This is a genomic window from Haloarchaeobius sp. HME9146, from assembly GCF_025399835.1.
GTDB lineage: Archaea > Halobacteriota > Halobacteria > Halobacteriales > Natrialbaceae > Haloarchaeobius.
Genome location: NZ_JAODVR010000001.1, coordinates 1,049,558 through 1,074,666, shown reverse-complemented (window position 1 = coordinate 1,074,666; position 25,109 = coordinate 1,049,558). Strand labels below are relative to the sequence as shown.

Sequence of the window (25,109 nt, the reverse complement as noted above, 5' to 3'; positions counted from 1 at the left end):
ATCCAGTGGCCCGATTAGCGTGGCAGACCCGGGTCACACGACCGTCGTCGAACAGTACACTCAACTGGTTGACCTTCCTAGCTCGGCGCATGTCACGTGAGGTCGAGGTCCTCGTGGTCGACGACGGCGAGGACGCGGACGCACTCGGCCTGTGTCTCACCGCCCGCGAGCTCCAGGCGCACATCGCCGGGACCCTCACCAGCGCACAGCACATGCTCGACGAACACGTCCAGTGCGTGGTCTGTGGTTCGCTCGACGACCGGTCGGTCACGGAACTCGTCGCGACACTCGGGCGGCACGACGCCCCGGTCGTCTACGTGTACGAGGACGACGTAGCCGCGACCACCGCGCTCGACTCCGGGGCAGCCGCGACGGTGCCACGTGGCGACCCCACCGACGACTGGGGCGACCACCTCGCCGCCACCGTCGACAACCTCGTCCGGAACCAGCCCGAAAGCGCCAGCCACGCGACCCTGGCCAGTGCCGCCCTCGACGAGTTGCGGGACATCTTCTTCGTCTTCGACCTCGACGGGAACTTCCTCCGGTGGAACCGGAAACTCACCGCCGTGACCGGCTACAGCGACCGGGAGATCCGCGAGATGCGCCCGACCGACTTCTTCCCGGAAGACGAGCACGAGAAGATAGAGAACGCCATCGGGCGCGTCGTGATGCAGGGCAAGGCGATGGAGACCGCGCGGATGCAGACGAAAGCGGGCGAGGAGCGCCCCCACGAGTTCACGGCCGCATTGCTCGGCGACGGGGACCGACAGGTCATCTGCGGCATCGGGCGGGACATCCGGGACCGTCGCCGCCGCGAGGCCGAACTCGAGGCACAGGCCGACCGGCTCGAGACGCTGAACCGGGTCAACGACGTCATCCGTCGGGTGACGAGCGCGCTGGTCCGGACGGACTCACGCGAGGAGATAGAGGAGACGCTCTGTGACCAGTTCGCCGACGCGGACCCCTACGAGTTCGCGTGGGTCGGTGAGTACGACCCCGAGAGCGGCCGGGTCGAGCCGACCGCCTGGGCGGGTGACGGCTCCGCCTACCTCGAGGACCGCCCCGCCGCCGTCGAGCGGCAGGAAGACGATGTGACCGCCGCAACCGCCGTCCGGGAACGGTCGGTCAAGTTCGCCCAGAACATCGCCGAGGACCCGGTCGCGACCGCCTGGCGCCGGGCCGCGCTCGACCACGGCTACGAGTCCGCGGCGGCCATCCCGCTGGTCTACGACGACGTGGTGTACGGCTGCCTCTGCGTCTACGCGCCAGAGCCGTTCGCCTTCGAAGCGCTGGAGCGAACGGTGCTGGCCGAACTCGGCGAGACGGTCGGCCACGCCATCCGGGCAGCCGAGACGCGCAAGGCGCTGGTGACCGACACGCGCACCGAACTGACGTTCGCGGTGACCGACCCGGACGAGTTCCTCGTCCAGATCGCCCACGAGACCGACGCGACGCTGGAACTCACCGGGACCGTCAGCAACCCGGATGGGTCGGTGTCGGAGCTGTTCGCGGTGCGGGGCGAGGCGCTCGAGGACCTCGACGACCTCGTCGAGACGGCTCCCGCACAGGTCGAGATACTGGCCGAGCGCGACGCCGAGTCGCTCGTCCGGGTGGTCGTCGACGGTGACTCCGTCGTCGAGACCATCGCCGACGTGGGCGGGTCGGTCCGGACCGTCCGGGTCAGCGACGGGGAGTGTCGCATCGTGGCCGACGTCCCCACCGACACTGCCGTCTCCCGGGTGCTCGAGCGCGTCTCGGAGGTGCTCGAGGTGGAGTTGCTCTCCCAGCGGGAGGTCGAGCGCGGGACGCGGACCGACGTGGGCTACCGGGCCGACATCGAGCAGTCGCTGACCGACCGCCAGCTGGAGGTGCTGGAGACGGCGTACCGTGCCGGCTTCTTCGACTGGCCCCGCGAGACCTCGGGCGACCAGATGGCCGACCTCCTCGGTGTGACCCCGCCGACGTTCCACCAGCACATCCGGGTCGCCGAGCGCAAGCTGCTCGAGAGCCTGTTCGAGGGCGACGACGCGCGCAGTACCTAATCAGGTTAGGGTGTCGGTGTCGACAATGGTCTGTGGCTGTTACCGATTCGGCTGGCATCGTTTTCTTCCCCCTCAGACCCTGAGACCCTCATTTGGATGGGTTTGTCACAATCCCTTTTGAGGCCATCGTCCTCGTTCGGGATGGACCACCATGGGACACGACGACAGACGAGAACCACAGGACTCGAAGGGGATAGCGACGGAATCGACGGCGGACTCGGCGACCGAAGCTGTCGATTCGAGAGACATTTGGTCGCGGCTTGAACAGGGAGTCTCCGCACTGGGAGGACGTGACATGACTCGCGACGACGACACAGCCGACCTCTCCCGTCGCACATTCCTCCAGACGACAGGCACACTCACCGCAGCAGGGCTGCTCGGGGCGGGTGCGGCCAGTACCGCGGCGGCTGCGGCCGGCGAGCTCGACCCCACCTTCTTCAACTGGCGAGCCCGCGAGGCGAGCCGCGTCTGGGACCGCGGCTATCGCGGGCGGCCGGACCGCACCATCGCGCTGACCGACTCGGGTATCGAGGCCCGCCACCCCGACCTCGGCCCCTGGAACGGGGTCCGGGCGACCGTCCGCGACGGTGAACTGGTCATCCCGAAGTCCGAACAGGAACGCGTCGAACTCGCCGGCGAGGGCGAGTCCTTCTCGGGCACCATCGGGCCGGGCACCTTCGCGGACCCGACGACGAAGACCCACGAGTTCACCACGCCGACCGACGCCGAGGGCATCGACGCGACGATGACGTGGACGCCCGGCGACGTCGACGGGAACGGCGAGGACCTCGAACTCTACCTCGACAAGCAGACGGCAGACGGCTGGGAGCGCGTCGCCGCCTCGACGACCGGCAGCCAGCCCGAGGCCATCGACAACTACGTGAAGTCGGGCCACACCTACCGCTTCGTCGTCGAGACCTGGCTGAACGTCACGGCCGACTACGAGATCTCGGCGGGCTACTACGCGCTCGAGGGCGAGTTCGAGGCCGCCGACCCGAGCGTCGTCTTCGAGGGCGTCGGTACCGACGGGGACGACCCGAAGACGGTCGGCTGGTTCGACGAGGGGACGCGCTACGGCCTCCACAAGAAGCCACGCGACCCGAACGGCCACGGGAGCCACTGTGCCTCCATCATGGGCGGCACCGGGCGTGCCAGCGCCATCGACCCGGAGACCGTCACGACCGAGGCCCCCGGCGAGGTACTCGCGCTGGGCGACACCCGCCAGTACGAGGTCCAGGCCGACGCCGGCACAGGCGTCTTCGGGTCTGCATACGGGACCGCCATCGAACTCATCCTGGAGGGCCCTGACGGGCACGAGCTCGACTCGGCCGAACTGACCAGCGACTCGGGCATCACCGACAACGTCGTCGTCGAGGCCCCCGCCGAGCAGACCGGGACCTACACCGTCATCGCCCGAGCGACCGGCGGCGAACTCGTCTCCTCCGGCGACCTCGAGTCCATCAGCGTCGGCGCGTTCGTCGACCCGCAGAGTACGAACGGCGACCGTACCGGCTCCCCCGTCGGCCTCCACACCGGCGTCGCACCGAACCAGAGCCTCGTCGGCCTGCAGGGCCTCTCCGGCCCGACCGGCCAGCTCGCCGACCACGCCGAGGCCTTCGCGGACATGTTCAACATGCGTGCCGTGAACATGTCGTGGGGCTACGTCGGCGGCCTCCCGCTCGGCTCCGTGGGTGGCATCCTCGACTCGATTCCGGCCGGCATCAAGGACATCGCCGAGGCCGGCATCCTCACCTGCGCCGCCGCCGGCAACGCGGCGACCCCGGCCAACGGGAACGGCTCACCCGCCATCGCGGACGAGTGTATCTCCGTGACCGCGACCGGCCCCCTCGACGGGCTCAGCGCGTACTCCTCCGGCGGCCTGGGGGCGCTCGACGAGGACGAACTCGACCAGTACATGAAGCCCGACGTGAGCGCGCCCGGTGGCTACGTCGACGACCTCATCAACGCGGCACTCACGGGTGACGCGAACGCCGCGGAGTCCGACCAGCCGCCCATCCGCGACTACACGGGCAAGGCCGGCACCTCGATGGCGACGCCCTTCACGACCGGCGTGGCGGGCCTCGTCTCGCAGGCGATGGAGGAGGACGCCCCGGCGAGCATCGCGTTGCCAGCTCCCGCCGAGACCGACCTCGACGACGTGTACCGGCTCAAGCAGGTGCTGCTCGCGACGGCCAGCGAGACGGCCTTCACCGCCGCCCCGTTCCACCGCGCCCACCCCGCGACCTACGAGTTCGGCGGGCGCGACCCCTACGAGGGCTTCGGTCGCGTGAACGCCGACGCCGCGGTCGACGCGGTCACTCGCCCGCTTTCGGGTAGCTCCGACGAGGTGCTCGGCCTCAACCTGCCCGAGGACAGCCGCGCCGTCGCGGGCTACGTCCAGGCCGGCCCCGGCACCGTCGAGGCGAGCGTGAGCTTCGACTACTACTCCGGCGGCAACAAGGGTCAGACGAAGAGCACGCCCCACATCGACCTGTTCGTCTACGACGCCGAGCAGCCGGCGCAGTACGGCGAACCCAACATCGTCGCCCGGGCACAGGGCCTGCAGGGTGACGCCAGCGCGACGGTCTCGCTCCCGCGGGACAGCGAGGAGCGGACGTTCTACGTGGTCGCGAAGCTCGTGGACGTCCCCGGCGCGGTCAACGGCGACGACGTGCAGGCACACTGCACGCTCGACGTCTCGGTCGAAGACGGCTTCTTCGTCGCCGGCACCCGGAGCGACGACGGCTCCGTCTTCACCGGCGGCCAGACCAACCAGGTCACGCTGACGGCGAACCCCTCCGAAGACAGCCAGGTCCGGGACGTGATTCCGACCTCGTGGACCGTCCTCACGGACTACTCCGACGACGTGGACCGCGTCGAGGTGAGCAACGGCGTGCAGTACGTCTACTTCACCGAGACCGCGACCGCCGACACCGAGACGAGCTACACCTACTTCGCCGAGGCCCCGGACAACGTCTCGGCCTCGGACGCCTACCAGTTCGGCCCGCAGGAGGTCAAGCCGAGCGAAGCACGCGGCTGGGTCGCGGTGTCGGGCACCGGCGAGACCAACTACGTGGTCGCCCAGTCCACCTGAGCCGGGACACGAGTCCCGATGACCCGCCCCGTCGTCACGACCCCGGCTGCCCACTCCCCCACCCCCACCACGGGCAGCCGGGATCAGAGAGGGTCCACCACGGGGCGACCAGCCCCGCTCTGCAACCGGCGACGGCGGCGGCGAGGGACTGACTGTACGTGGTGGTCGACCCGGCGGCCACCATCCCCCTTCCCCCTTTCTGCGACGGGCGACCAGGGGAGCGCACCGAGACGACAGCGATTCGACACACCATCGATACCCTACCCATGACAGACGACACGACACGCGAGACCGTACCGAAACTCGACCGACGAACACTGCTCACGGCGACGGCCGGGCTGGCAGGCGCGACGGCCCTCCCCTTCGGGGTCGGGAGCGCGGCAGGCGCGACGGGCGACCGCCTCGACGACGCCTTCGATCTGACCAGTGACACCCTCCAGGAGGCGCTCGTCGTCTTCGACTCGAACGCGGCCGTCTCCCGGCTCGACACGCTCGACCTCGCGGAGGGCTACCTCGCCTTCGACGTCCTCCCGGTCGGCTACACCCTGCTCACCGGCTCGCAGCTCCAGACCGTCGCGGACTGGGACGCGGTCCGCTACGTCGAGCGCAACCGCGACCTCGACTACCACAACGCCGACGCACGGGACGTCACGGGTGTCGACACGGTCCGGAACGATAGTGGCTACGACGGCTCCTCGGTCCACGTCGCGGTCGTGGACTCCGGGCTCGACGGCGACCACCCCGATCTCATCGAAGCCGCCGAACACAACTACCAGTGGGCCGGGAACCCCCTCGGGGACCCGACGCTGTGGGTCGACGGCGGTACCCTCGTCGACACCGACGACATCGGCCACGGGACCCACTGCTCCGGCACCATCGCCGGCGACGGCTCCGTCAACGGCGAGGACAGCGGGATGGCCCCCGGTGCGGCCCTCACCGTCTACTCCTCGGGTGCGGCCGTCAGCATCCTGAAGGCTGCCGCGGCCTACGACCACATCCTCGCTAATCACGTCGCCGACGTGGACATCGTCTCGAACTCCTACGGCGCGGCCAGCGCCGACGACTACAACCCCGATGGGACGCTCCAGACCGCGACCTGGACCGCCTTCGACAGCGGCCTGTTGCCCGTCATCTCGGCCGGGAACTCCGGGCCGGACTACGACACCCTGAACGACTACGCGAAGGCTCCACACGTCCTGAGCGTGGCCGCGACCACCGACCAGAAGGCCATCACGGACTTCTCCTCGCGGGCTCGCGCCGCCTCGACGGGGGCGAACTACGACCGCCAGACCGCCCTCGCGAATCTCGAGGAGTACTACGATTCGGGGAGTTCGAGCGGGCCGGTCGGCCTCTACCGCAACGGGGTCGCCGCCCCCGGCAACCAGGTCAACAGCACCATGTCGCCGGCCGACGCACTCCAGGCGACCGCGCCCGACAATTCACTGTACTACGCCGCCATCAGCGGGACCTCCATGTCCTGCCCCGTCACGGCGGGCATCGCCGCGCTGGTCATCGACGCGCACCGCCAGAACGGCCACGGCGACCCCGATCCCATGGCCGTCCTCAACACCGTCGAGGCGACCGCGTACGAGGCCCGGAGCGACTACAACCCCGCGAATGCCGGGGCGGGCTTCGTCGACGCCGAGGCCGCGGTCTCCCGGGCCGAATCGGGCGACCTCGCGACCTTCGCTGACGTGACCCTCACCGAACCGTAGAACCAGCAACCACCGCACGACGCACGACCCAGCCATGACACACGACACACTCGACAGACGGACCGTCCTGCACGGACTCGGCGTCCTCGCCGGGAGTGCGGCGCTCCCGTTCGCCGGCGGCATCGGCACTGCAGCCGCCGAAACCGACACCAGCACCCTCGACGACGCCTTCGACCTCTCGGGCGACGCCCCCATCGAGGGCATCGTCGTCTTCGACTCGCGCGAGTCGATGGGCCGGCTGGACGACCTCGACCTGCAGGTCGGGAAACACGAGTACCGCGAACTGCCGATGACCTACACCGCGCTGACGCCGGACCAGCTGACCACGGTGGCCGACTGGGACGGGGTCCGGCGCATCAAGAAGGCCGAGGAACTCGAGTGGTTCACCGACGACTCCCGCGAGTTGACCGGGGTCGACGTGGTCCAGGACGAGCTCGGCTACGACGGCTCCTCGGTCGACGCCGTCGTCATCGACTCCGGCTTCAGCGGCCCGCATCCCGACTTCGAAGGACGACTCGAATCCAACTGGCAGTGGGTGGACGAGCCCCTGGAATCGCGAGACGCCGAGTGGCTCGACCTCGGGGGCAGCGCCGACACCGACGACCTCGGCCATGGGACCCACTGCTCGGGCATCATCGCGGGGGACGGGAGCGCCAGCGACGGCCAGTATCGTGGGAATGCCCCGGGTGCCCGGCTGTCCGTCTACTCGACGAACACGGCGGTGTACCTGCCCTACGTCGTCGGCGCGTGGGACCACATGCTGATGCGGGCCCGCGACCCGGACGTGGACTTCGACCCCGACGTGGTGTCGAACTCCTACGGCGTCGCCCGCGACGTGCGGTACAACCCGAACGACCCGGTCAACGTCGCGTCGTGGGAGGCCTTCACCGAGGGCATCGTCCCCGTCTTCGCCGCCGGCAATTCGGGGCCCGACGCCGACACGCTCTCGCGGTTCGCGAAGGCACCCCACGTGCTCTGTGTCGCGGCGACCAACGACCAGCAGGCGGTCACCGACTTCTCCTCGCGGGGGCGCACCCCCGACGAGGACCGCGAGACCAACTACGACCGCGCGACCGCCCTCTGGCGACTCTGGCGCTACCACGCCACGGTCGACTCCGGCCAGTTCCTCGTGGACGTGGGGACCTGGACCGGCGAGGTCGGGCCGGCGGCGACGACGGACGCGCAGACCGAGAGCGACTTCTGGGAGTGGGAAGCCCCGGCCAACGCCGATATGCTGGAACTGACGCTCGACATCGAGCCCGACGGCGAGCAGGTCCGCGTCTCGGTCCACGAGGGGTCCCGCGACGGGCCGGTCATCGCCCAGATGGGTGAGGAGGTGGTCCACCAGCACCGGACCCTGACGACCGACATCGCGGGCGGTGAGACGTACTACGTCGAGGTCGAACCCGTGGTCTCGGTCACGGTCTCGTACACCATCGACTACGAGGGCATCGAGGAGCTGGGTGGCGAGCCGACCCGCTACCGGCCCGTCGGCCTCTACCGCCCCGGCGTCGCCATCCCCGGCGACTCCATCATGGCCACCGTCGGCCCGACCGACTCGCTGGACGCGCTCGAACCCGACACCGAGCCGTACTACACCCCGATGACGGGGACCTCGATGGCCTGCCCGAACGCGGCCGGGGTCTGCGCCCTCGTCATCGACGCGGCCCGGCAGAACGGGTACGACCCGCACCCTATCGAGGTCATCAACACCGTCGAGGCGACGGCCCGCGACCTGCAGACGGCCTACACCCCCTGGAACGCCGGGGCAGGCTTCGTCGACGCCGAGGCCGCGGTCCGCCGGGCCGAGACGGGCGACTTCGCACGGTTCCACGAGACCGACCTCGTGGACGCGGACACGCCGACGTGGCTCTCGGTGGCCGGCTCCCGGGACGACGACGGTTCGACGTTCACCGGCGGCCAGACGAACGAGGTCGAGGTGACCGTCGGCGCGGTGAGCCACACGGCCGAGGTTCGGGACACGGTCCCGGCCGAGTGGACCGTCCTCACCGAGTACTCGCCCGACGTGCGCCACGTCGAGCAGGCGGGTGACGTCCAGTACGTCCACTTCGACGCGACCGTCGACCCGGCCGACGACGCCCGGACGGTCCGCTACCTCGTCGAGGCCCCCAGCGGGAGTTCGAACACCGGGACCTACACCTTCGGGCCCGCCACCGCCCGGAGCGATGAGACCGACGACGAGTGGGTCGCCTTCGGCGGTACCGACGACAACGCGGTCGTCGCCGAGGAGACGTAAGGAACCGCCAGCGAACCGTTTTCGAGCGATTCGACACGATTCCATGACACACGACACAGACCGCGGATTCGACCGACGAACCGTCATCAAGACAGCGGCCGCGGGCGCCCTTGGCCTCGCTGCCACCGGGACCGCCAGCGCCCACGACGGCCTCGGTTCCAGCGGGTCCACCACGACCAGCGGCGACCACGACCACACCGACCCCACCCAGCACACCGACAGCGAGAACGTCGAGAAGCTGGACTACCACAGCCTCGGGGGCGTCGGCACCTCGAGCAACGCGGGGCGGCCCGAGGAGCCACACTACGGCGCCATCACCGAGATTCGGACCCACGGCGACTTCGCCTACGTCGGGTTCTTCTCCTCGGACGACCCGACGAACGACCGCGGCATGGCCATCCTCGACATCTCCGAGTTCACCGACGCCGAGTCGTTCACCGAACTGCGGAACGCCGAGCTCTCGGTGCTCTCGTTCGTCCGCAACGACGACGCCGCCTCCGCCGTGATGGACGTGAAGGTCTCGGCGGACGGCGCGTACGTCTTTCTCTCGAAGCAGCCCTACACCGCGCTGTTCAACGAGACGGACCCGACACCCGGCACCGACGGCGAGTCGACCGACGCCACGGCGGGGAGCGTCGTCGCGGTCGACGTCCGGGACAAGGGCAACCCCGAGGTGGTCGGGGCCTACACCGCCTGGACGACCGGGAGCCACAACGCCACCTACCACCGGGTCGGCGGCGAGGACTACGTCTTCGCCTGCAAGGACCTCGACGCCGACGGGACCGCGGGTCTCTACGCGCTGCACTTCGACCGAGCGACCGGCCAGTTCACGCTGGTGAACCGCTGGACCATCGACGGCGACGGTGGCGTCGGCACCGGCGGCACGAAGTACATCCACGACATCACCATCCAGGACGACCCCCGGACCGGGAAACCGACCGGCTACCTCTCGTACTGGGACATGGGGTTGCGCGTACTCGACCTCTCTGACCCGGCGAACATCGAGGAGATCGGCCGGTTCGAGATGGACCGGGCGCACTACGCCGAACCCGCGCCCGTCCTGCTGGACGGCCGGCGCATCGTCGTCGCCGGACAGGAGACGCCGAGCGTCGACGGCGGCTCCTCGGGGGAACTCTACTTGCTCGACGCCGACGGGCTGGACGAGGGGTACGACGGCTCGCCCAACCTGGCCGAACTGGACTCGTGGGAGCTCCTCTCGGACACCAGCTTCCAGAACTTCACCCTGAGCCCGCACAATTTCGACGTGACCGAGGACGGCTGGGTCCACCTCGCCCACTACCACGGTGGCGTCCGGTACCTCGACATCGACACGGACATCTGGCAACTCCGCGAGAAGGGGTACTACCTGCCCCACGAGGACGTGCCCGAGGACTCGAAGATGGAGGGGTTGAACTCCGCAACCCCGTTCACCTGGGGCGCGGTCGAGCGAGACGGCATCACCTTCGCCGCGGACATCAACACCGGCGTCTACGCGCTCCGGCACGAGTACATCCCGTTCGACGCCGACGGCGGGACCCACGTCACCGCCGAGCGCGAGGACGACGGCTCGACGTTCACGGCCGGCCAGACCAACCGGGTCGACCTCACCATCGCGACCGACACCGAGGTCCGGGTCCGCGACGAGATTCCAGCCGAGTGGGCCGTCGTCGGCGGTGATGCCACGACGACCGAGACGGTCAACGGCCGGACCGAAGTCACGTTCGACCTGCCCACCGAAGGCGACGAGCTGACCTACTTCGCAGAGGCCCCGAGCGGCCTGGAGAACACGCAGACGTACACCTTCGGCCCCGTCTCCTACAGCACCGACGGCGGCGAGACGTGGACCCCGCTGCCCGAGACGACCGAGGACAACACGGTGCTGGGCGTCTCCTCGGGCGGCCTCGGAGCCCTCGGCGTCGTCGGGGCCGGGAGCGCGGCTTATCAGGTTCGCGACCGCCTGCTCGGGTCGTTGCCCGGCGTCGACACCGAACTCCACGACCACCCTGACCGCGAGGAGTAAGCGCACAACCTCACGACGAGTCACCACCACGAGACTCGAATCCGCCGAAACGCCCGCACCACCCACTCAGTACGTTTCCACACGGTCACCCGAAAACCCAACCCGGAACCGGTTCAGGACCAAAAAGGTTGTAGCAGCCTGGGCGCTACTGTCTGGCGAACGACCATCTCGTCATGAACAGCAGGAAACACGTCTTCATCGCGGTCGCCCTCGCGCTCCTCGTCGCCCTCGCCGGCTGTAGTGCCTTCGTCGGCACACCCACCGACGACGGCAGCGACGACGATTCCCCGGAGGAAAAGGAGATCAAAGCGGACGCGGTGAACCAGATGCAGTCGGTCAGCGCCTACAACTACTCGATGGTCACGGTCGTCGAGTTCTCCGACAACGAACTGCGCACCGAGTCCAACGGGACCGTGAACGTAAGCGCCCAGCGCATGTCCGCGACGAACATCGTCACCGCCGTCCGGACGAACTCGACCCAGACGCGCTCGTTCTCCGAGGCGTTCATCTTCGGTGAGCAGCAGTGCCTCCACATCGGCGACGAGTGGCGGCAAGAAGACGTCGACCAGAGCCCGTGGCGCACCAACGCCAGCCTCGGTGCCCAACAGGAGATCCTGAACAACTCCAAGTCGACGCTGCGCAACGAGACGCTGGCGAACGGCCAGGAAGTGTACGTCATCGAGGTCACGCCGAGCCAGGAGGTCATCCAGCAGCTCGTCGGCGACGACACCGGGAACGTCGACTTCGGCGACGTGACCTACCGCCAGTACATCGACAGGGACTCCAAGCAACTGGTGAAATCGACGATGAACGCGACCTACGTCGTCAACGGTCGGGCGGCCAACCTCAGCGTGGAGATGTCCTTCTCGGACTACAACACGACCCACGAGATCGAACTCCCGAAGGCCGCCGGCGGGGAGAAAAAGCCCTGCGCGGCGATGAACAGCACGGCGCAGTCGAACCGCGTCGTGGCGCTGGACTGAGTTCTTAGAGGTTCTCGTTCTGGTAGCTGCCGTCGTACTCTTCTTCGTGGGCTGCCTCGGCGAGCACGAGCTGGGCGATGCGGGCACCCTCCTCCAGTTCGATGTCGTGGTGGACCTGCAATAGGCCCTCACCGCGACCCTCGTAGCCGGCGTCCCATACCGCCGTGTTCAGCATGCAGGAGTTGCGCAGGAGCGACGAGCGCGGGTAGAGGAAGCCGACGTGGCCCTCGGGGATGTGGATGCGCTCGGCGTACCGGACCACGTAGCCGCCGGGTTCGAGGTAGTGCGTCGGCGGCGAGTCGTCCTCGTACTGGGCGGGTTCGAGTTCGCTCCGGGAGCCGACCTCCTTGCCGTCGCGGCCGATGCGCCCCGGCTCGCGTTGTTCGAACACGGCGTCGAGCGTGAGGTCGACCCCATTGGGCTGGACCTGCTGTGGGGTAGTCGGTGTCACGTGCTCTGCGACGAAAGCGCCTGAACGGTGCATACGCGAGATGTCCGACGAAGTGGAATGTAGTTTGCGGGTTCTGGGCGGTGTGCGGCCTGCTCACACCCGATGGGACGCCGGCGGCTCAGCGACCGAACCCGTCCAGCAGCCGCGGGTAGTTGACGTAGAGCCAGCCGTGGGCGACCGCGACCACCGTGACGAAGGCGATGCCGAGGACGGTCGGGAGCGTGAACCCGGGACCGATGGCCTGCATCTGGGAGTCCGGGCGCGACGTGTCCTGGACGAACGCGGCGTCTCCGAACAGCAGCGGGACGAGAACGAACCCGTAGGCGAGTGTGCCGAGTACGATGGCCGCCGCGAGCCCGGCCAGGTACCCGGTGACGGAGACCGAGGGAGTGTCGTCTGCCATGGTGTGAATCACCCGACAGTTCCGGCGGTGAAGAATCTTCGCCCCTGTAGGACTGCACTGGACAAAAGCGTGACGACGAGTACGGGCTTCGTGGGTCCTGCTGACCGGTCTCTGCGACCGCGTCCAGCGTCTGTTGTGCCCCTCGGCAAACGTTGCACGAACCGACAGCAGAGACGGCGAATTCTGCACGGTCTTCCATCCATAAACACGCGGGATTTATGGTTGCGGGAGGTGGATTTCAGGATGCTATGGGACAGACTCTTACCGAGAAGATTCTCGAGGAGCACCTCGTCGAAGGTGAACTCGAGACAGGAGAGGAGATCGGGATCGAGATCGACCAGGTCCTCACGCAGGACACCACGGGGACGATGGTGTGGCTGCAGTTCGAGGCGATGGACCTGGACGAGGTCCAGACCGAGATCGCCGCCCAGTACTGCGACCACCAGACCTACCAGTTCGACTTCAAGAACACGGACGACCACCGCTTCCTCCGTTCCGCCGCGGGCACGTATGGCGCGTATTTCTCTCGCCCCGGCAACGGTATCTGCCACAACGTCCACAAGGAGAACTTCGCCGCACCCGGCAAGACGATGCTCGGGTCGGACTCCCACACGCCGACGCCCGGTGGCCTCGGCGAACTCGCCATCGGTGCCGGCGGTATCGACGTCGCCGTCGCCATGGGTGGGGCCCCGTACTACATCGAGATGCCCGAGGTACACAACGTCCGACTCGAGGGTGAACTCCCCGAGTGGTCCTCCGCGAAGGACGTCATCCTCGAGCTGCTCCGTCGCCTCTCCGTGAAGGGTGGCGTCGGCAAGGTCCTCGAGTACACCGGTCCCGGTGTCGAGACGCTCTCCGTGCCGGAGCGCACCACGATCACCAACATGGGTACCGAGCTCGGTGCGACCTCCTCCATCTTCCCGACCGACGAGAAGACGAAGGACTACCTCGCACGCCAGGGTCGCGAGGACGACTACGAACAGGTCGGTCCCGACGAGGACGCCGAGTACGCCGACACCATCGTCGTCGACCTCTCGGACATCGAACCGCTCATCGCGTGCCCGTCCATGCCCGACAACGTCGTGCCCGTCCGCGAGGTCGCGGGCGAGCAGGTCGAGCAGGTCATGGTCGGCTCCTGTACGAACGGTGGCTACGAGGACATCCTCCCCGCAGCCAAGATGGTCGAAGGCCGCGAGGTCAACAAGAAGACCGAGATGATCGTCGCACCCGGTTCGAAGCAGGCCTCCGAGCTGCTCGCCCGTGAGGGCTGGGTCGCGGAGATGATGGCCGCCGGTGTCAACTTCTCCGAGGCGACGTGTGGTGCCTGTATCGGCATCGGTCACGTCCCCGCCAGCGACTCCGTCTCCCTGCGTACCTTCAACCGCAACTTCGAGGGCCGCTCCGGTATCGAGGACGACAACGTCTACCTCTGCAGCCCCGAAGTCGCCGCGGCAGCCGCCATCAAGGGCGAGATCGTCGACCCGCGCGACCTCGCCGACGAACTCGGCGACCTCGACGCGCCCGACTACGTCCTGCCGGACAAGTACGACGGCTCGAAAGCAGACCTCATCACGCCCGAGGAGGCCGTCGACGACGAGCTCATCAAGGGCCCGAACATCGGCGACGTCCCGCTGAAGGACGAGCTCGACGCCAAGCTCGAGGGCGAGGCGCTGCTGAAGATGGACGACAACATCACGACCGACCACATCATCCCGGCGACCCAGGACATCCTGATGTACCGGTCGAACGTCCCGAAGCTCTCCGAGTTCACGCTCTCGCGTGTCGACGACACGTTCGCCGAGCGCTCGCTCGAGGCCGACGGCGGCTTCCTCGTCGCCGGCGAGAACTACGGGCAGGGCTCCTCGCGTGAGCACGCCGCGATGTGTCCGATGTACCTCGGCATCGAGGGCGTCTTCGCACAGAGCTTCGCGCGCATCCACCGCGCCAACCTGTTCAACTTCGGTATCGTGCCGTACCTCATCGACGAGGAGACGTACGAGAAGCTCGAGCAGGGCGACGACCTCGAGGTCGTCGACGACGTCCGCGAGGGTGTCGACTCCGGCCAGGAGGAGTTCACCGTCCGCGTCAACGACGACTGGGAGTTCACCGCGACGCTCGACGCGTCCGAGCGTGAGCGCGACATGCTCGCCCTCGGTGGCAAGCTCGCGTGGACGAAGGAGCAGGCGACCGGCGGCTCCGGTGCGGCACCAGCCGACGACTGAGCCCGCTCACCACACTCGATTTCGAATCTTTTCTTCGACGCGCTGAAACCCCTCCAGAGACGAGTCCATCCCGATGGACCACCGCCAGAGCCTCGTCGCCGGCGGGCTGTTCACCGTCTGCGGCGTCGTCGCCTGGGTGACCGGCCTGCCGTTCGTCTTCCCGAGCCTGGGCCCGACCGCGTTCGTGCTCGCGACGGCCGAGGACCCCGGACCTCGCAGAATCGTCGGCGGCCACGCGATCGGCGCGGTCGTGGGCTTCACCGCCAACGAGCTCGTCGCGCCGGGGCTCGTCGCGACGGCACAGTTCGCGCCCTTCGCGCCGGCCTCGGCACGCCTCGCGGCCGCCGGTGCGCTCGCCGTCGCCGGAACGACGGCGGGGATGCGCGCGACCGGGACCGTCCACCCGCCCGCCTGTGCGACGACGCTCATCCTCTCGCTCGGACTCCTCGGAACCCTGCGGGCCGTCGGCGTGGTCGTCGCCGCCGTCACTCTGCTCTACCTGACCTTCCGGCTCGCGACCCATGTGATTGATAGGCACAGGGGACGAACCTACCCACCGTGACGACCACGGCCCCGACCCCGTCGAACGACGTGACCATCAGGCCGGCCGAACAGGCCGACCTGCTCGCCGTCTACCGCATCGAGAAATCGTCGTTCCCGCAGCCGTGGCCCTTCGACGCCTTCCAGCGCTTCCTCGACACGCCCGGCTTCCTCGTCGCCACCGAGGGCCAGAAGGTGACCGGCTACGTCGTCGCCGACTGCATCCCGAACCACGGCCGCGGTATCGGCCACGTCAAGGACCTCGCGGTCCACCCGAAACGCCGCGGCCAGGGCATCGGTCGGCAGCTGCTCGGTCGCGCCATCGCCACCCTCGTGACCCAGGGTGCCGGGTCGGTGAAGCTGGAGGTGCGCGAGACCAACGACGCCGCGAAGAACCTCTACCGGGACTTCGGGTTCGAGCCTCTCCGGAAGGTCCCGCGCTACTACGACGACGGCGAGGCCGCGCTCGTGATGGTCAAGGAACTCTGAGCGGCGAGTCATCGTTCTCGTTTTACGCATCGCTCTCTTCCTCACGAGCATGGGATACGCCTGTCCAGTGTGTGAGGTCCCACACGCCGACGCGGAGCACCTCGCGAACCACCTCGCGTTCACCGCGATGCTCCACAGCGACGAGCACGAGGACTGGCTCGACGACCACGCCCCCGACTGGGAGTCCTCGAACCCGGCCGAACTCGGCCCGGTCGTGACCGAACACGTCGAGGAAGCCGAGTTCGACGGCGTGTTCGACGACACGACGCACCAGCACGACCACGACCACGGCCACGAACGGTTCGAAGACGCCGTGGCGGAGCAGGTCGGGCGTGGTGCCGGCGGCCGCGGCGACCTCACCAGCGACCAGGCCGACGTGCTGGAGGAAGCCCGCGAGCTGACTCGGCAGATGCACGAATCCGACGACGGGGACGAGAACGACGACGAGGATGACTCGGCCGACACCGAAAACGAGTAACCGCCGGGGCACACGAGTTCGACCATGCACACCGAGGGCAGCCTGACGCCCGAGACGGAAGCCGCCGCCCGCGAGGCGTATGAGTCCGCCGGCCCGACCGCACAGCTCGTGGTCAGAGAGGTCACCAAGGCGATGTCGTTCGACCGCGAGGAGTACGCCGAGCGCGTGGACAGCGACGTCGTCGAGACCGCCCGGGACGTGCTGTTCGCCGCCGAACTCGCGGTCCACGTCGGCACGCGCGAGGAGTACGAGGACTGGCGCGCCGACTTCGATGGCGAGGTGACCGAGACCGGCAGCGAGAACGTCGACAACGTCGCCTGGCACGCCGCCCCCTTCGCCGGCGAAGCCGTCGCCGCGACCTTCCAGAACGAGGAAGAGGCCGCCGTCGGCACCCTCCGCAGACAGGCCATCGGGCGGATCTACCGCGAGTACTTCTGAGAGACGGTCGGCCGCCGACGAAACCCCCTTACTGCACCCGTTCTAACGACCGACCATGCGACAGCGATACCTGTTGGTCCTGGTCGGGGTCGTCGTCCTCCTCCTCGCGCTGGGTGCACTGCCCTCCCTGCTCCAGAGCGGTGACCCGTACTACGTGACCGCAACCGAGGTCGACACCGACCACGCCGCAGTCGAGGCGTCGAATCTGTCCGAACGACGGTACGAGTACGTCTTCGGTGCACTCGACGACGGTCGGTCGAGTGCGTACTACAAGGGACCGTTCGGGGTGAAGGAGGCGTTCAGCAACTCGCCGTTCGACGAGTTCTCCGCACTCCGGACGTGGAACGCCGAAGCAGTGGAAGGTGACACCGTCTACGTCCAGCGAAACGGTACGATTTACCGCCTGGGCATCACACAGTCACCTGATGACTGAGCACGACGAATGGCCCGTCCTGGAGTCGGTCGCCGAGTACGAGACCGGCTGGTACACCGGTGGGTACGACCGCGTCGAACAGCCCGACGGCAGCGAGAAGGACTACTACTGGGCCGAGTTACCCGCAGCGGTCGTGATCGTCGCGACCACCGGCGAGGATATCCTCTTCGTCGAACAGTACCGCCCGACCATCCGTGAGACCCACCTGGAACTCCCCGCGGGAATCGTCGAGTCCGGCGAGTCGTTCACGACCGCCGGGGCACGCGAACTCCGCGAGGAGACCGGCTACGACCCGGCTGGCGTCTCGCTCCTGCAGGAGTACTGGTGTTCGACCGGCGTGCTTCGCCACCGCCGTGGTATCGTCTTCGCCGAAGGGCTGGCGCCCTGCGAGCGTGACCTCGATAGCAACGAGTTCCTCACCATCCACACGGTCCCCATCGAGGACGCCATCGACCGCGCCCGCGAACAGCCGACCAACGACGCGACCATCGAAGGGCTGCTGCTGGCCAAGGAAGACGGCCTGCTGTAGCGCTGGAGAACTATTTACTGATACTGATTACCAGTAGTAAATTTTAATGATGGTCCGTGAGCAGCGATAGCTGGATGCACCGACGAGACGTACTTCGAGGGCTCGCAGCGAGCGGTATCAGCGCACTCGGCCTCGCGGCCGCCGACCCGGCGATGGCTGCCGACAGCCAGCTCGAACCGGGGACGTGGTACGACGCCACCGTCACCGACGTGACCGACGGCGACACCGTCGACGTCACGCTCGACAGCGACGGGACCGAGTACGAGATCCGCGTCCTGGGGGTCGACACACCCGAGACGAAACGCAACGGCAAGTACGAGTCCGTCCCCGAGTGGGAGGGTATCGAGGACGACAAGCACCTCACCACGTGGGGCGAGAACGCCAAGGACTACGCTCAGGACGTCTTCCCCGACGGCACGGCCGTCCAGATCGCCGTCGACGAGGCGGAGGACGAGGTCGACCCCTACGGCCGCCTGCTGGCGTACATCCGGTACGACCCCGACGGCGACGGGACGTACACGCTGTACAACCGCGACCTCATCGAACAGGGGTACGCCCGGGTGTACGGCTCCAGCCTGACGAAACACGACGACTTCTGGCAGGCCGAGCACGACGCACAGGCCGCCGGAGCGGGGGTCTGGGCCCAGAGCGACCCCGCGAACACGAGCGAGGTCGACGACGACCCCGTCTCCGAGCTGTTCTTCCCGAAGGTCTCGTCGGTACGAACCGACACCGGTGCCATCGACCCGGGCCGCGTGCCGGTGTTCGCTGAGTCGACGGCGTACCAGCAGCTCTCCGGTGGCGTCAGCTACGACCAGATTCCGCTCGTCGGCGTGGACGAGTCTGCGAGTGTTGCCATGGTCGGCGGACTCTCCATCAACGAAGCCTACGAGGACCAGCAGACCGGCCAGCACGAGGTGTTCCTCACCAACCTCGTCGACTACCTTTCCTCGACGTCCGGCCAGCTCCTCATCGACGGTGGCCACGGCCAGTTCAACGCCGAGCACGCGCTCTCGAACGAGGACGCGGTCCACTACCAGCGGTATCTCGAAGGCCAGGACATCGCGTTCGAGCAGGTGAACACGCTCGACGGGGTGGGCGACAACGCGCTCTCGACGGCTCGCGCGATCCTCATCACGAACCCGCCGCAGGCGTTCACCACCGGCGAGGTCGACGCACTCTCGACGTTCGTCTCGAACGGCGGCGCTGTCGTATTGCTGGGTAGCGCGCTCGCGTCGAGTTCCGCCCGGTCGAACCTCGACGCGCTCGCGGCCGACCTCGGCTCGGACCTCCGGCTCAACGACGACCAGGTGTTCGACGACCAGAACAACGCCGGCAAGGGCCGCGGCGACAGCAGCCTCATCACGACAGGGAACATCGACTCCTCGTTCCCGCTGTTCGGCTCGTACAGTTAGCACAGCAGTCGCTGGCATCGGGTAGCGAACAGCCGGTGCACCGCGCCGGAACCCACTGCCGGTGCACCGGACACCAGCCTCGTTCGACAGCGGGCGAGACTCACAGCATCGACGATGCTGGCCGCGGCTTCGTATTTGAACCCCTGGAGCCGGCCGTCTCACGACGGTTCCGTGTCCAGCACGCTTAACCGGCGTGCTGGTCAACTACCGCCAACGATGGACGGCGAGATCCAGCCCGACGAGGTCAAGGAACTCCTCGATACGGACAGTGACGTCTGTGTAGTCGACATCCGCAACGAACTGAACTACCAGCGGGCACACATCCCCGGCTCGACGAACCTCCCCTTCCAGCGGCTCGCGAAGGACGTAGAGCGCTTCGAGGGCTGTGACCACGTGGTCACGGTCTGCCCGCACGGGCAAGCCAGCGTGCAGGCTGCCCGCCTCATCGGCTCCTACGAAGGCTTCGACGGGACCGTCGAGAGCATGGCCGGTGGCCTGGAAGCGTGGGAGTGGGAGTTCGACGAAGGAAACGGCAGTTCGGACGACGGTGCGACCGACGAGAACGCGACCGACGCACCCTTCTGAGCCGGGGCGACGCCCTGTGCTCGGCCGAGCCGAGGACTCGACGACGAGAGTCCACGGGCCGACTCACACGGCTGGCGCTATCGCTCGCAACAAATACGAAAAGACACGGTGACGCGTGGATTCAGGCGACGTTGAATCCGCGGTCGCGGAGGAAATCCTCGATGCGGCCCGAGTGGTTGCCCTGCAGTTCGATGTGGTCGTCTTCGACCGTCCCACCGCAGGCGAACTTCGATTTGAGGTCGGACGAAAGACTGTCGAGGTCGACGTCTTTCGAACCGAACCCTTCGATGACCGTTACTTCCTTACCGTATCTGCGCTCGTCAATGCGGATTGTGAGTTCAGTATCACCCTTAGCGACGTCCTCGCAGACGCAGAGTTCCTCGGGCAATCCACACGTCGAGCAGACTTCCGACATTACACTGCGCATGTACGAAATCGCCCTATTAAACACTATCGGGTGTGCGTGCAACGAACGGAACCGCAACGGTGATTTCAGCCGTCTTCGGTGATACGACAACTGTTGGAAATCTCTGCGACGACCGGTATTATATAGGGTGACCACGACCGCGCCGAAGCGCGGCCGAGTCGTCGAAGCGTTACCCGGCGAATCGACGGAGTAGCGGCGTCTGGGACCGGACGATCGCGTCGACCAGTTCGACCGCTTCGTCCGCCTCGGCCTGGCTCACTCCGGGCCCGTACACCGCCTTCTCGTGGAGTTCACCGACGCGCTCGGCCCTGGCGTCGAGTCCCGACACCGAGAGTCTGGAGATGTACCGTCTGGGTGATTCCTTCGCGCGCCGTGGTCGGTACTTGCGCTCAAGCAGGAGTTCGAGTCGTTCGACGGCCCGGACCACGTCGGTGTCGGGCTCGCGCCTCGCACCCTGCCAGCGCATCTTGGCCTCGCGCTGGACCGCGCCGGTGACCCCTGCCCGGTGGGCGCTCGCGACGAGCCCGACCATGGCGACGAAGCCGAACGCGAGCAACCGGCGCTGGCCGTCGGTGAAGCCGTCGAAGCCGCCGCTCCCGCCACCACCGGTGGTCGCGCTCGGGAAGCTACCGTTGAACTGCCCGTCACCCTGGGGCGTCGTCTGGCCGAGGTTCGGCGTCCGGAACGTCCGCGTCTGGTTCGAGTCGTTGAATGTCCCGTTCGAGGTCGTGGTCGGTTCCGGCGTCGTCGTGAGCGGCTGGTCCTCGCTGTCGCCGGTGTCGACGTTCGGCTCGCCGTCCTGACGTGCGTCGGAGACACGCTCGTACTCGGCGTCCTCGCGCGGCCCTGCCGGAGTCGGGTCGAACTTGACCCAGCCCACCTCGGGGAAGTACACCTCGACCCACGCGTGCGAGTTCAGGCCGCGCATGACCCACTCGTTCTCGTCGACCTGCTGGCCCGGCGTGTAGCCGACGACGTACCGCGCCGGGATGTCCTGTGCCCGGAGCATCATCGTCATCGTGGTGGCGTAGTAGACGCAGTAGCCGCGGTCCATGTTGAGCAGGAAGTTCTCCGCGATGTTACCCTGCGGGCGGTTCACCTCGAGCGAGTACTCCTTGTTCGCTTCCAGCCAGTTCTCGATGGCGACCGCGGTCTCGTAGGGGTTCTCGGCGTCCGCGTCGTCGACGATCGCCTGGGTCCGCTGCTCGAACTCGGTGGAGAAGTCCGGCTGGTTGCTGTCCGCCAGGTATCGCGACGTTACCTCGTCGGGGTAGTCGGTGCCGGCGGTCCGCAGCGTCGCGGGGCCGGCCGTCGGCACCTCGCTGATGACGCGGTAGGTGTCGTTGGGCTGGAACCGGACCGACGAACGCAGGCTGCCCAGTTCGGTGACCTGGGTGAAATCGCGCACCTGTCCGTCGACCCGGATCGGCTGGTTCGCCGCCGGCATGACGTTCAGGTCGGACTTGACGGTCACGAGCTGGCTCACCCGCTCGGTCTCCCCGGGTGGCCCGTCGAGTTCGCCGGAGTACGGTTGTGACTGGCCGGTTCGTATCCACTTCCCGCCGGTGAAGCGGTCGTACGCGCCGACGCGCATGTACTGTGGCTCGTCCATCTGGGTGGTGAATCGCACCTCGGGCGAGAGTTCGATGCTGCCGAGGATGGTCGACTCACCGGGAGCCTCGGTAAGGCTCCCCTCGACCGTCGTCGGCCCGGTGTCGTACAGTCGCAGGGCCTCGCCGGCGAACGGGAGCTGGATGGCCGACGCGATGAGCATCAGCGTGAACAGCACGACGAGCACGTCCGCCTGCAGGATGGAGCCACCACGCCGTTCGAGTTCGCCGAACCCGATCATCGCGATGCCACCGAGCGTCCCGCCGAACAGCATGCCACGGAGCAACCAGCCCTGGTTGCCGAGGTAGGTCGCGGCGTCGCCGGTGAGGATGAGGACGAGGAACGCGAGGCCCCCGGTGACCGCCGCCCAGACGTAGCGGCGGCGGAACGCCAGGAACCACGAGAAGAACACGGGCGCGGGTGCGAACCCGAGTATCCACAGGCTCGCCTCCTTCAGCCGGAGGATGGTGAGCCCGGTGAGCAACGCGATGGTGTCCGCGAGAATCTTGTCCCAGGCCTGGATGAGCACCTGGAGCCCGTTCGGCGTCGAGAGGATGTAGAACAGGTAGCTTCCGACGAGCAACGTCCCGGTCAACACCGCGGCGACCCGCTCGGAGATGACCCGCGAGAGGACCGCCGCGAGCGCGATACAGAGCGTGACCGCGAACAGTAGAGCGAACGAACCGCCAACGACCTGCGTGAGCTTGTAGAGGACCGTCACCCACGTCGCGGTCAGGACGGCGAGCCCGCCGAGGGCGAACAGCCGATACCAGTTCACCTCGTCCTGGGCCGTCGCCGCGGCGGTACTGGCGGCGGAGCCGGTTCGAGTGCTCATGCTGTGGCCTCCTGGGTGGTGGCGGCAGCCGTCGAGCTACCGACGAACGAGTCGAACGGGACCGTCCCGTTCTGCATCTCGACGCTGACGCCGGTCATCTCGCTTGCGACGATGACGATATCCGCCTCCTCCCGGTAACTTTCGGGGACCTGTCCGGGACCGACGGTCGCGAGGTTGTGCAGTATCGCCTCGCGCTGGTCAGCCCCGGCACCGACGGAGAGGTCACCGTTCGGGGCGGCCAGCCCGACCGCGATACCGGCGTCGAGCAGGTACAGGGCGATGCTGGCCGCAGCTTCGGCCATCTCGTCGTCCCAGCCGTCGGCCGCCTCGGCGGCGATCTTCACGTCACCGAGGTCGTCCTCGGCGATGAACTCCTTGACGACGAGGTCGTCCGCCGGGCGCTTGGCGCTCGATTTCCAGTGAACGTCCCGGAGAGAGTCACCGCGAGCGTACTCGCGGAGGCTGTCGAACTCCTCGCGGTTGTGCTCTGGCGACCCCTCGGGCAGGAGGTTCAGGTCGTGGCGGGTCGCCCCCGTGAGGGTGTAGACCCGCGGGTAGACGAGGACGGTGTCGTGCATGCTGTAGGTGTAGGTTCGTTCGGTGAGCCCGAGCACGTCCCGGACCGTCACCGAGAGCGGGCCGAGCTCGTGGTGGCCACGGAAGAGGTACTCTATCTCGTAGGTCAGTTCGTTGCTACCGATGGTCGTGTCGAACTCGTTCCCGACCGCGCGAAGGCCGGCGGGGATGTCGTCGACCACGCGGGCACCGACGGGCGAGGAGAGGTCGAACTCGAGCCCGACCTCTTTCATCTCGCCGATGTAGCCTTCGTCGGGGAGCTTGCGTCGGACCTCGGGTCGCCCGGTCATGTAGAGCTGGATGCCGGCCCCGAGCAGGGCGACCACCACGGGGATGATGATAGCCCCGAGCTGGCGCGACCCGAACCGGACCGCCATCGCGCTCGTGACGACGACGAGCACGACCGCCCCGATACCACGTCTCGTGAGTATCATTCGACTCGGACGTTCTCCAGGGCCTCCTCGACGACCTGGACACCCTGGTCGCGGGGGCCACTTGCTTCGAGCCGGATCCGGTGACTCAGCACACGCGGTGCCTCGACCTGCACGTCCTCGGGGATGACGTAGTCACGCCCCTCGAGGACGGCACGGGCCTGTGCCGCCCGGAAGAGAGCGATGGTCCCACGGGGTGAGACGCCGAGTTTGGCGTGCTCACGCGTGTACTGGGAGAGCCGGGTGCCATAGTCGCGGACGGCCTGTTTGACCGTCACGGCTGCGACCGTCTCACGGGCCCGGCGGATGGTCTCGATGTCGGTCACGGGTTCGAGGCTTTCGATGGGGTGGTGGCCGACGACGCGGGCGAGCATCTCGGACTCCTCCTCCTGGTTCGGGTAGCCCAGGTGGAGTTTCTTCATGAAGCGGTCGACCTCCGCGAGCGGGAGTTCGTAGGTCCGGTTCGGCTCGACGGAGTTCTGGGTCGCGATGACCGTGAACGGCTGGGGGAGTTTGCGGGTCGTCCCGTCGATGGTGACCTGTTCCTCCTCCATGGCTTCCAGCAGTGCGGACTGCGTCTTCGGTGGGGCGCGGTTGATCTCGTCGCCCAGCACCATGTTGGCGAACACGGGTCCTTCCTGGAAGTCGAACTCGCGGGTCTTCTGGTTGAACACGTTCACACCGGTGATATCGGAGGGGAGCAGGTCCGGTGTGAACTGGACGCGCTTGAACGAACAGTCGATAGATGCCGCAATCGCCCGCGCCAGCATCGTCTTGCCGACGCCGGGGACGTCTTCGAGGAGCACGTGGCCACGTGCAAGCACGGTCGTCACGACGTGCTCGATCTCGTCGTGATGGCCGACGATGACGTTCTCGACGTTCGCGATGACGTCCCGGCTCACCTGTGCCGCCTCGTCTATCGGAAGTGCGTCGAGATTGGTTTCAGGGCGGCTCGTCTGCGGCGCAGCGTCTGGGGTGTTTGCATCCGTCATAGGTGGATAAACCGACCAGTCCGGTCGACAGTGAACGGTGGAGGGCCGTTGTTGTGCGGTGCGTTGGTCACCCGCATATGTTTTTTGTTCGCTGTGGTAACGTAGTACGCATCCGGTAACCTGGCCCATCCGACCACCCACCG

21 protein-coding genes are annotated in these 25,109 nt (G+C 67.5%); 15 read left to right on the top strand and 6 right to left on the bottom strand.

Features of this window, described 5'->3' with window-relative positions; translation table 11 throughout:
- Window positions 1-89 precede the first annotated feature (89 nt).
- From N6C22_RS05560 to N6C22_RS05535, 6 genes are all read left to right on the top strand, one after another.
- Window positions 90-2,042, top strand: a complete 1,953-nt coding sequence (locus N6C22_RS05560; protein WP_261650002.1) for a bacterio-opsin activator domain-containing protein — start codon at window positions 90-92, stop codon at window positions 2,040-2,042.
- A 295-nt stretch (window positions 2,043-2,337) separates the two neighbouring features.
- Window positions 2,338-5,136, top strand: coding sequence for a S8 family peptidase (locus tag N6C22_RS05555; RefSeq protein ID WP_261650001.1), 2,799 nt, complete (start codon window positions 2,338-2,340; stop codon window positions 5,134-5,136).
- Window positions 5,137-5,402: 266 nt separating this feature from the next.
- Window positions 5,403-6,851, top strand: coding sequence for a S8 family serine peptidase (locus N6C22_RS05550; RefSeq protein ID WP_261649999.1), 1,449 nt, complete (start codon window positions 5,403-5,405; stop codon window positions 6,849-6,851).
- A gap of 34 nt (window positions 6,852-6,885) precedes the next feature.
- The gene (locus N6C22_RS05545) at window positions 6,886-9,108 is read left to right on the top strand and encodes a S8 family serine peptidase (RefSeq protein WP_261649997.1); all 2,223 of its coding nucleotides are present in this window, start codon (window positions 6,886-6,888) and stop codon (window positions 9,106-9,108) included.
- A gap of 43 nt (window positions 9,109-9,151) precedes the next feature.
- Window positions 9,152-11,128, top strand: a complete 1,977-nt coding sequence (locus N6C22_RS05540; protein ID WP_261649995.1) for an LVIVD repeat-containing protein — start codon at window positions 9,152-9,154, stop codon at window positions 11,126-11,128.
- Between the two features lie 173 nt (window positions 11,129-11,301).
- Complete coding sequence (locus N6C22_RS05535; protein WP_261649994.1) at window positions 11,302-12,111, top strand: hypothetical protein; 810 nt, start codon at window positions 11,302-11,304, stop codon at window positions 12,109-12,111.
- A 4-nt stretch (window positions 12,112-12,115) separates the two neighbouring features.
- On the opposite strand, the gene N6C22_RS05530 is transcribed toward N6C22_RS05535, so the two are convergent.
- Together N6C22_RS05530 and N6C22_RS05525 are read right to left on the bottom strand one after the other, a co-directional pair.
- Window positions 12,116-12,604 carry a deoxyuridine 5'-triphosphate nucleotidohydrolase gene (locus N6C22_RS05530; protein WP_261652534.1) on the bottom strand — a complete coding sequence of 163 codons (489 nt, stop codon included), beginning with the start codon at window positions 12,602-12,604 and terminating at the stop codon, window positions 12,116-12,118.
- 76 nt (window positions 12,605-12,680) lie between these two features.
- Complete coding sequence (locus N6C22_RS05525) at window positions 12,681-12,965, bottom strand: hypothetical protein (protein ID WP_261649993.1); 285 nt, start codon at window positions 12,963-12,965, stop codon at window positions 12,681-12,683.
- Window positions 12,966-13,213: 248 nt separating this feature from the next.
- Between N6C22_RS05525 and N6C22_RS05520 the strand changes: the two genes are divergently transcribed.
- From N6C22_RS05520 to N6C22_RS05480, 9 genes are all read left to right on the top strand, one after another.
- Complete coding sequence (locus tag N6C22_RS05520) at window positions 13,214-15,187, top strand: aconitate hydratase (protein ID WP_261649991.1); 1,974 nt, start codon at window positions 13,214-13,216, stop codon at window positions 15,185-15,187.
- 73 nt (window positions 15,188-15,260) lie between these two features.
- Entirely contained in the window at window positions 15,261-15,749 is a 489-nt protein-coding gene (locus N6C22_RS05515; protein WP_261649990.1) for an HPP family protein, read from the top strand.
- The gene (gene rimI / locus N6C22_RS05510; protein ID WP_261649988.1) at window positions 15,746-16,216 is read left to right on the top strand and encodes a ribosomal protein S18-alanine N-acetyltransferase; all 471 of its coding nucleotides are present in this window, start codon (window positions 15,746-15,748) and stop codon (window positions 16,214-16,216) included. The genes N6C22_RS05515 and rimI overlap by 4 nt, the downstream gene beginning before the upstream one ends.
- Before the next feature lie 49 nt (window positions 16,217-16,265).
- Window positions 16,266-16,694 (top strand): DUF5810 domain-containing protein, encoded by a 429-nt coding sequence (locus tag N6C22_RS05505; RefSeq protein WP_261649987.1) that lies wholly within the window; start codon window positions 16,266-16,268, stop codon window positions 16,692-16,694.
- Window positions 16,695-16,718: 24 nt separating this feature from the next.
- Window positions 16,719-17,132, top strand: a complete 414-nt coding sequence (locus tag N6C22_RS05500; protein ID WP_261649986.1) for a DUF5809 family protein — start codon at window positions 16,719-16,721, stop codon at window positions 17,130-17,132.
- 55 nt (window positions 17,133-17,187) lie between these two features.
- Window positions 17,188-17,565 carry a hypothetical protein gene (locus N6C22_RS05495; RefSeq protein WP_261649984.1) on the top strand — a complete coding sequence of 126 codons (378 nt, stop codon included), beginning with the start codon at window positions 17,188-17,190 and terminating at the stop codon, window positions 17,563-17,565.
- Window positions 17,558-18,094, top strand: a complete 537-nt coding sequence (locus tag N6C22_RS05490; protein WP_261649983.1) for an NUDIX hydrolase — start codon at window positions 17,558-17,560, stop codon at window positions 18,092-18,094. The genes N6C22_RS05495 and N6C22_RS05490 overlap by 8 nt, the downstream gene beginning before the upstream one ends.
- Before the next feature lie 74 nt (window positions 18,095-18,168).
- Window positions 18,169-19,509: a thermonuclease family protein gene (locus N6C22_RS05485; protein WP_261649981.1), complete on the top strand. Its 1,341-nt coding sequence runs from the start codon at window positions 18,169-18,171 to the stop codon at window positions 19,507-19,509.
- Between the two features lie 216 nt (window positions 19,510-19,725).
- Complete coding sequence (locus N6C22_RS05480; RefSeq protein ID WP_261649979.1) at window positions 19,726-20,094, top strand: rhodanese-like domain-containing protein; 369 nt, start codon at window positions 19,726-19,728, stop codon at window positions 20,092-20,094.
- Window positions 20,095-20,215: 121 nt separating this feature from the next.
- Here the strand turns inward: N6C22_RS05480 and N6C22_RS05475 are convergent, their stop codons facing one another.
- The 4 genes from N6C22_RS05475 to N6C22_RS05460 all read right to left on the bottom strand — a co-directional run bounded on the left by N6C22_RS05475 (window position 20,216) and on the right by N6C22_RS05460 (window position 24,966).
- On the bottom strand, window positions 20,216-20,509 hold the full coding sequence (locus N6C22_RS05475) for a translation initiation factor (RefSeq protein ID WP_261649976.1): 294 nt from the start codon (window positions 20,507-20,509) through the stop codon (window positions 20,216-20,218).
- A 181-nt stretch (window positions 20,510-20,690) separates the two neighbouring features.
- A complete protein-coding gene (locus N6C22_RS05470; protein ID WP_261649975.1) occupies window positions 20,691-22,967 on the bottom strand; it encodes a DUF3488 and transglutaminase-like domain-containing protein in 2,277 nt (758 codons plus the stop codon).
- Window positions 22,964-23,977, bottom strand: a complete 1,014-nt coding sequence (locus N6C22_RS05465) for a DUF58 domain-containing protein (RefSeq protein ID WP_261649972.1) — start codon at window positions 23,975-23,977, stop codon at window positions 22,964-22,966. The genes N6C22_RS05470 and N6C22_RS05465 overlap by 4 nt, the downstream gene beginning before the upstream one ends.
- Window positions 23,974-24,966, bottom strand: coding sequence for a MoxR family ATPase (locus N6C22_RS05460; protein ID WP_261649971.1), 993 nt, complete (start codon window positions 24,964-24,966; stop codon window positions 23,974-23,976). The genes N6C22_RS05465 and N6C22_RS05460 overlap by 4 nt, the downstream gene beginning before the upstream one ends.
- Window positions 24,967-25,109 lie beyond the last annotated feature (143 nt).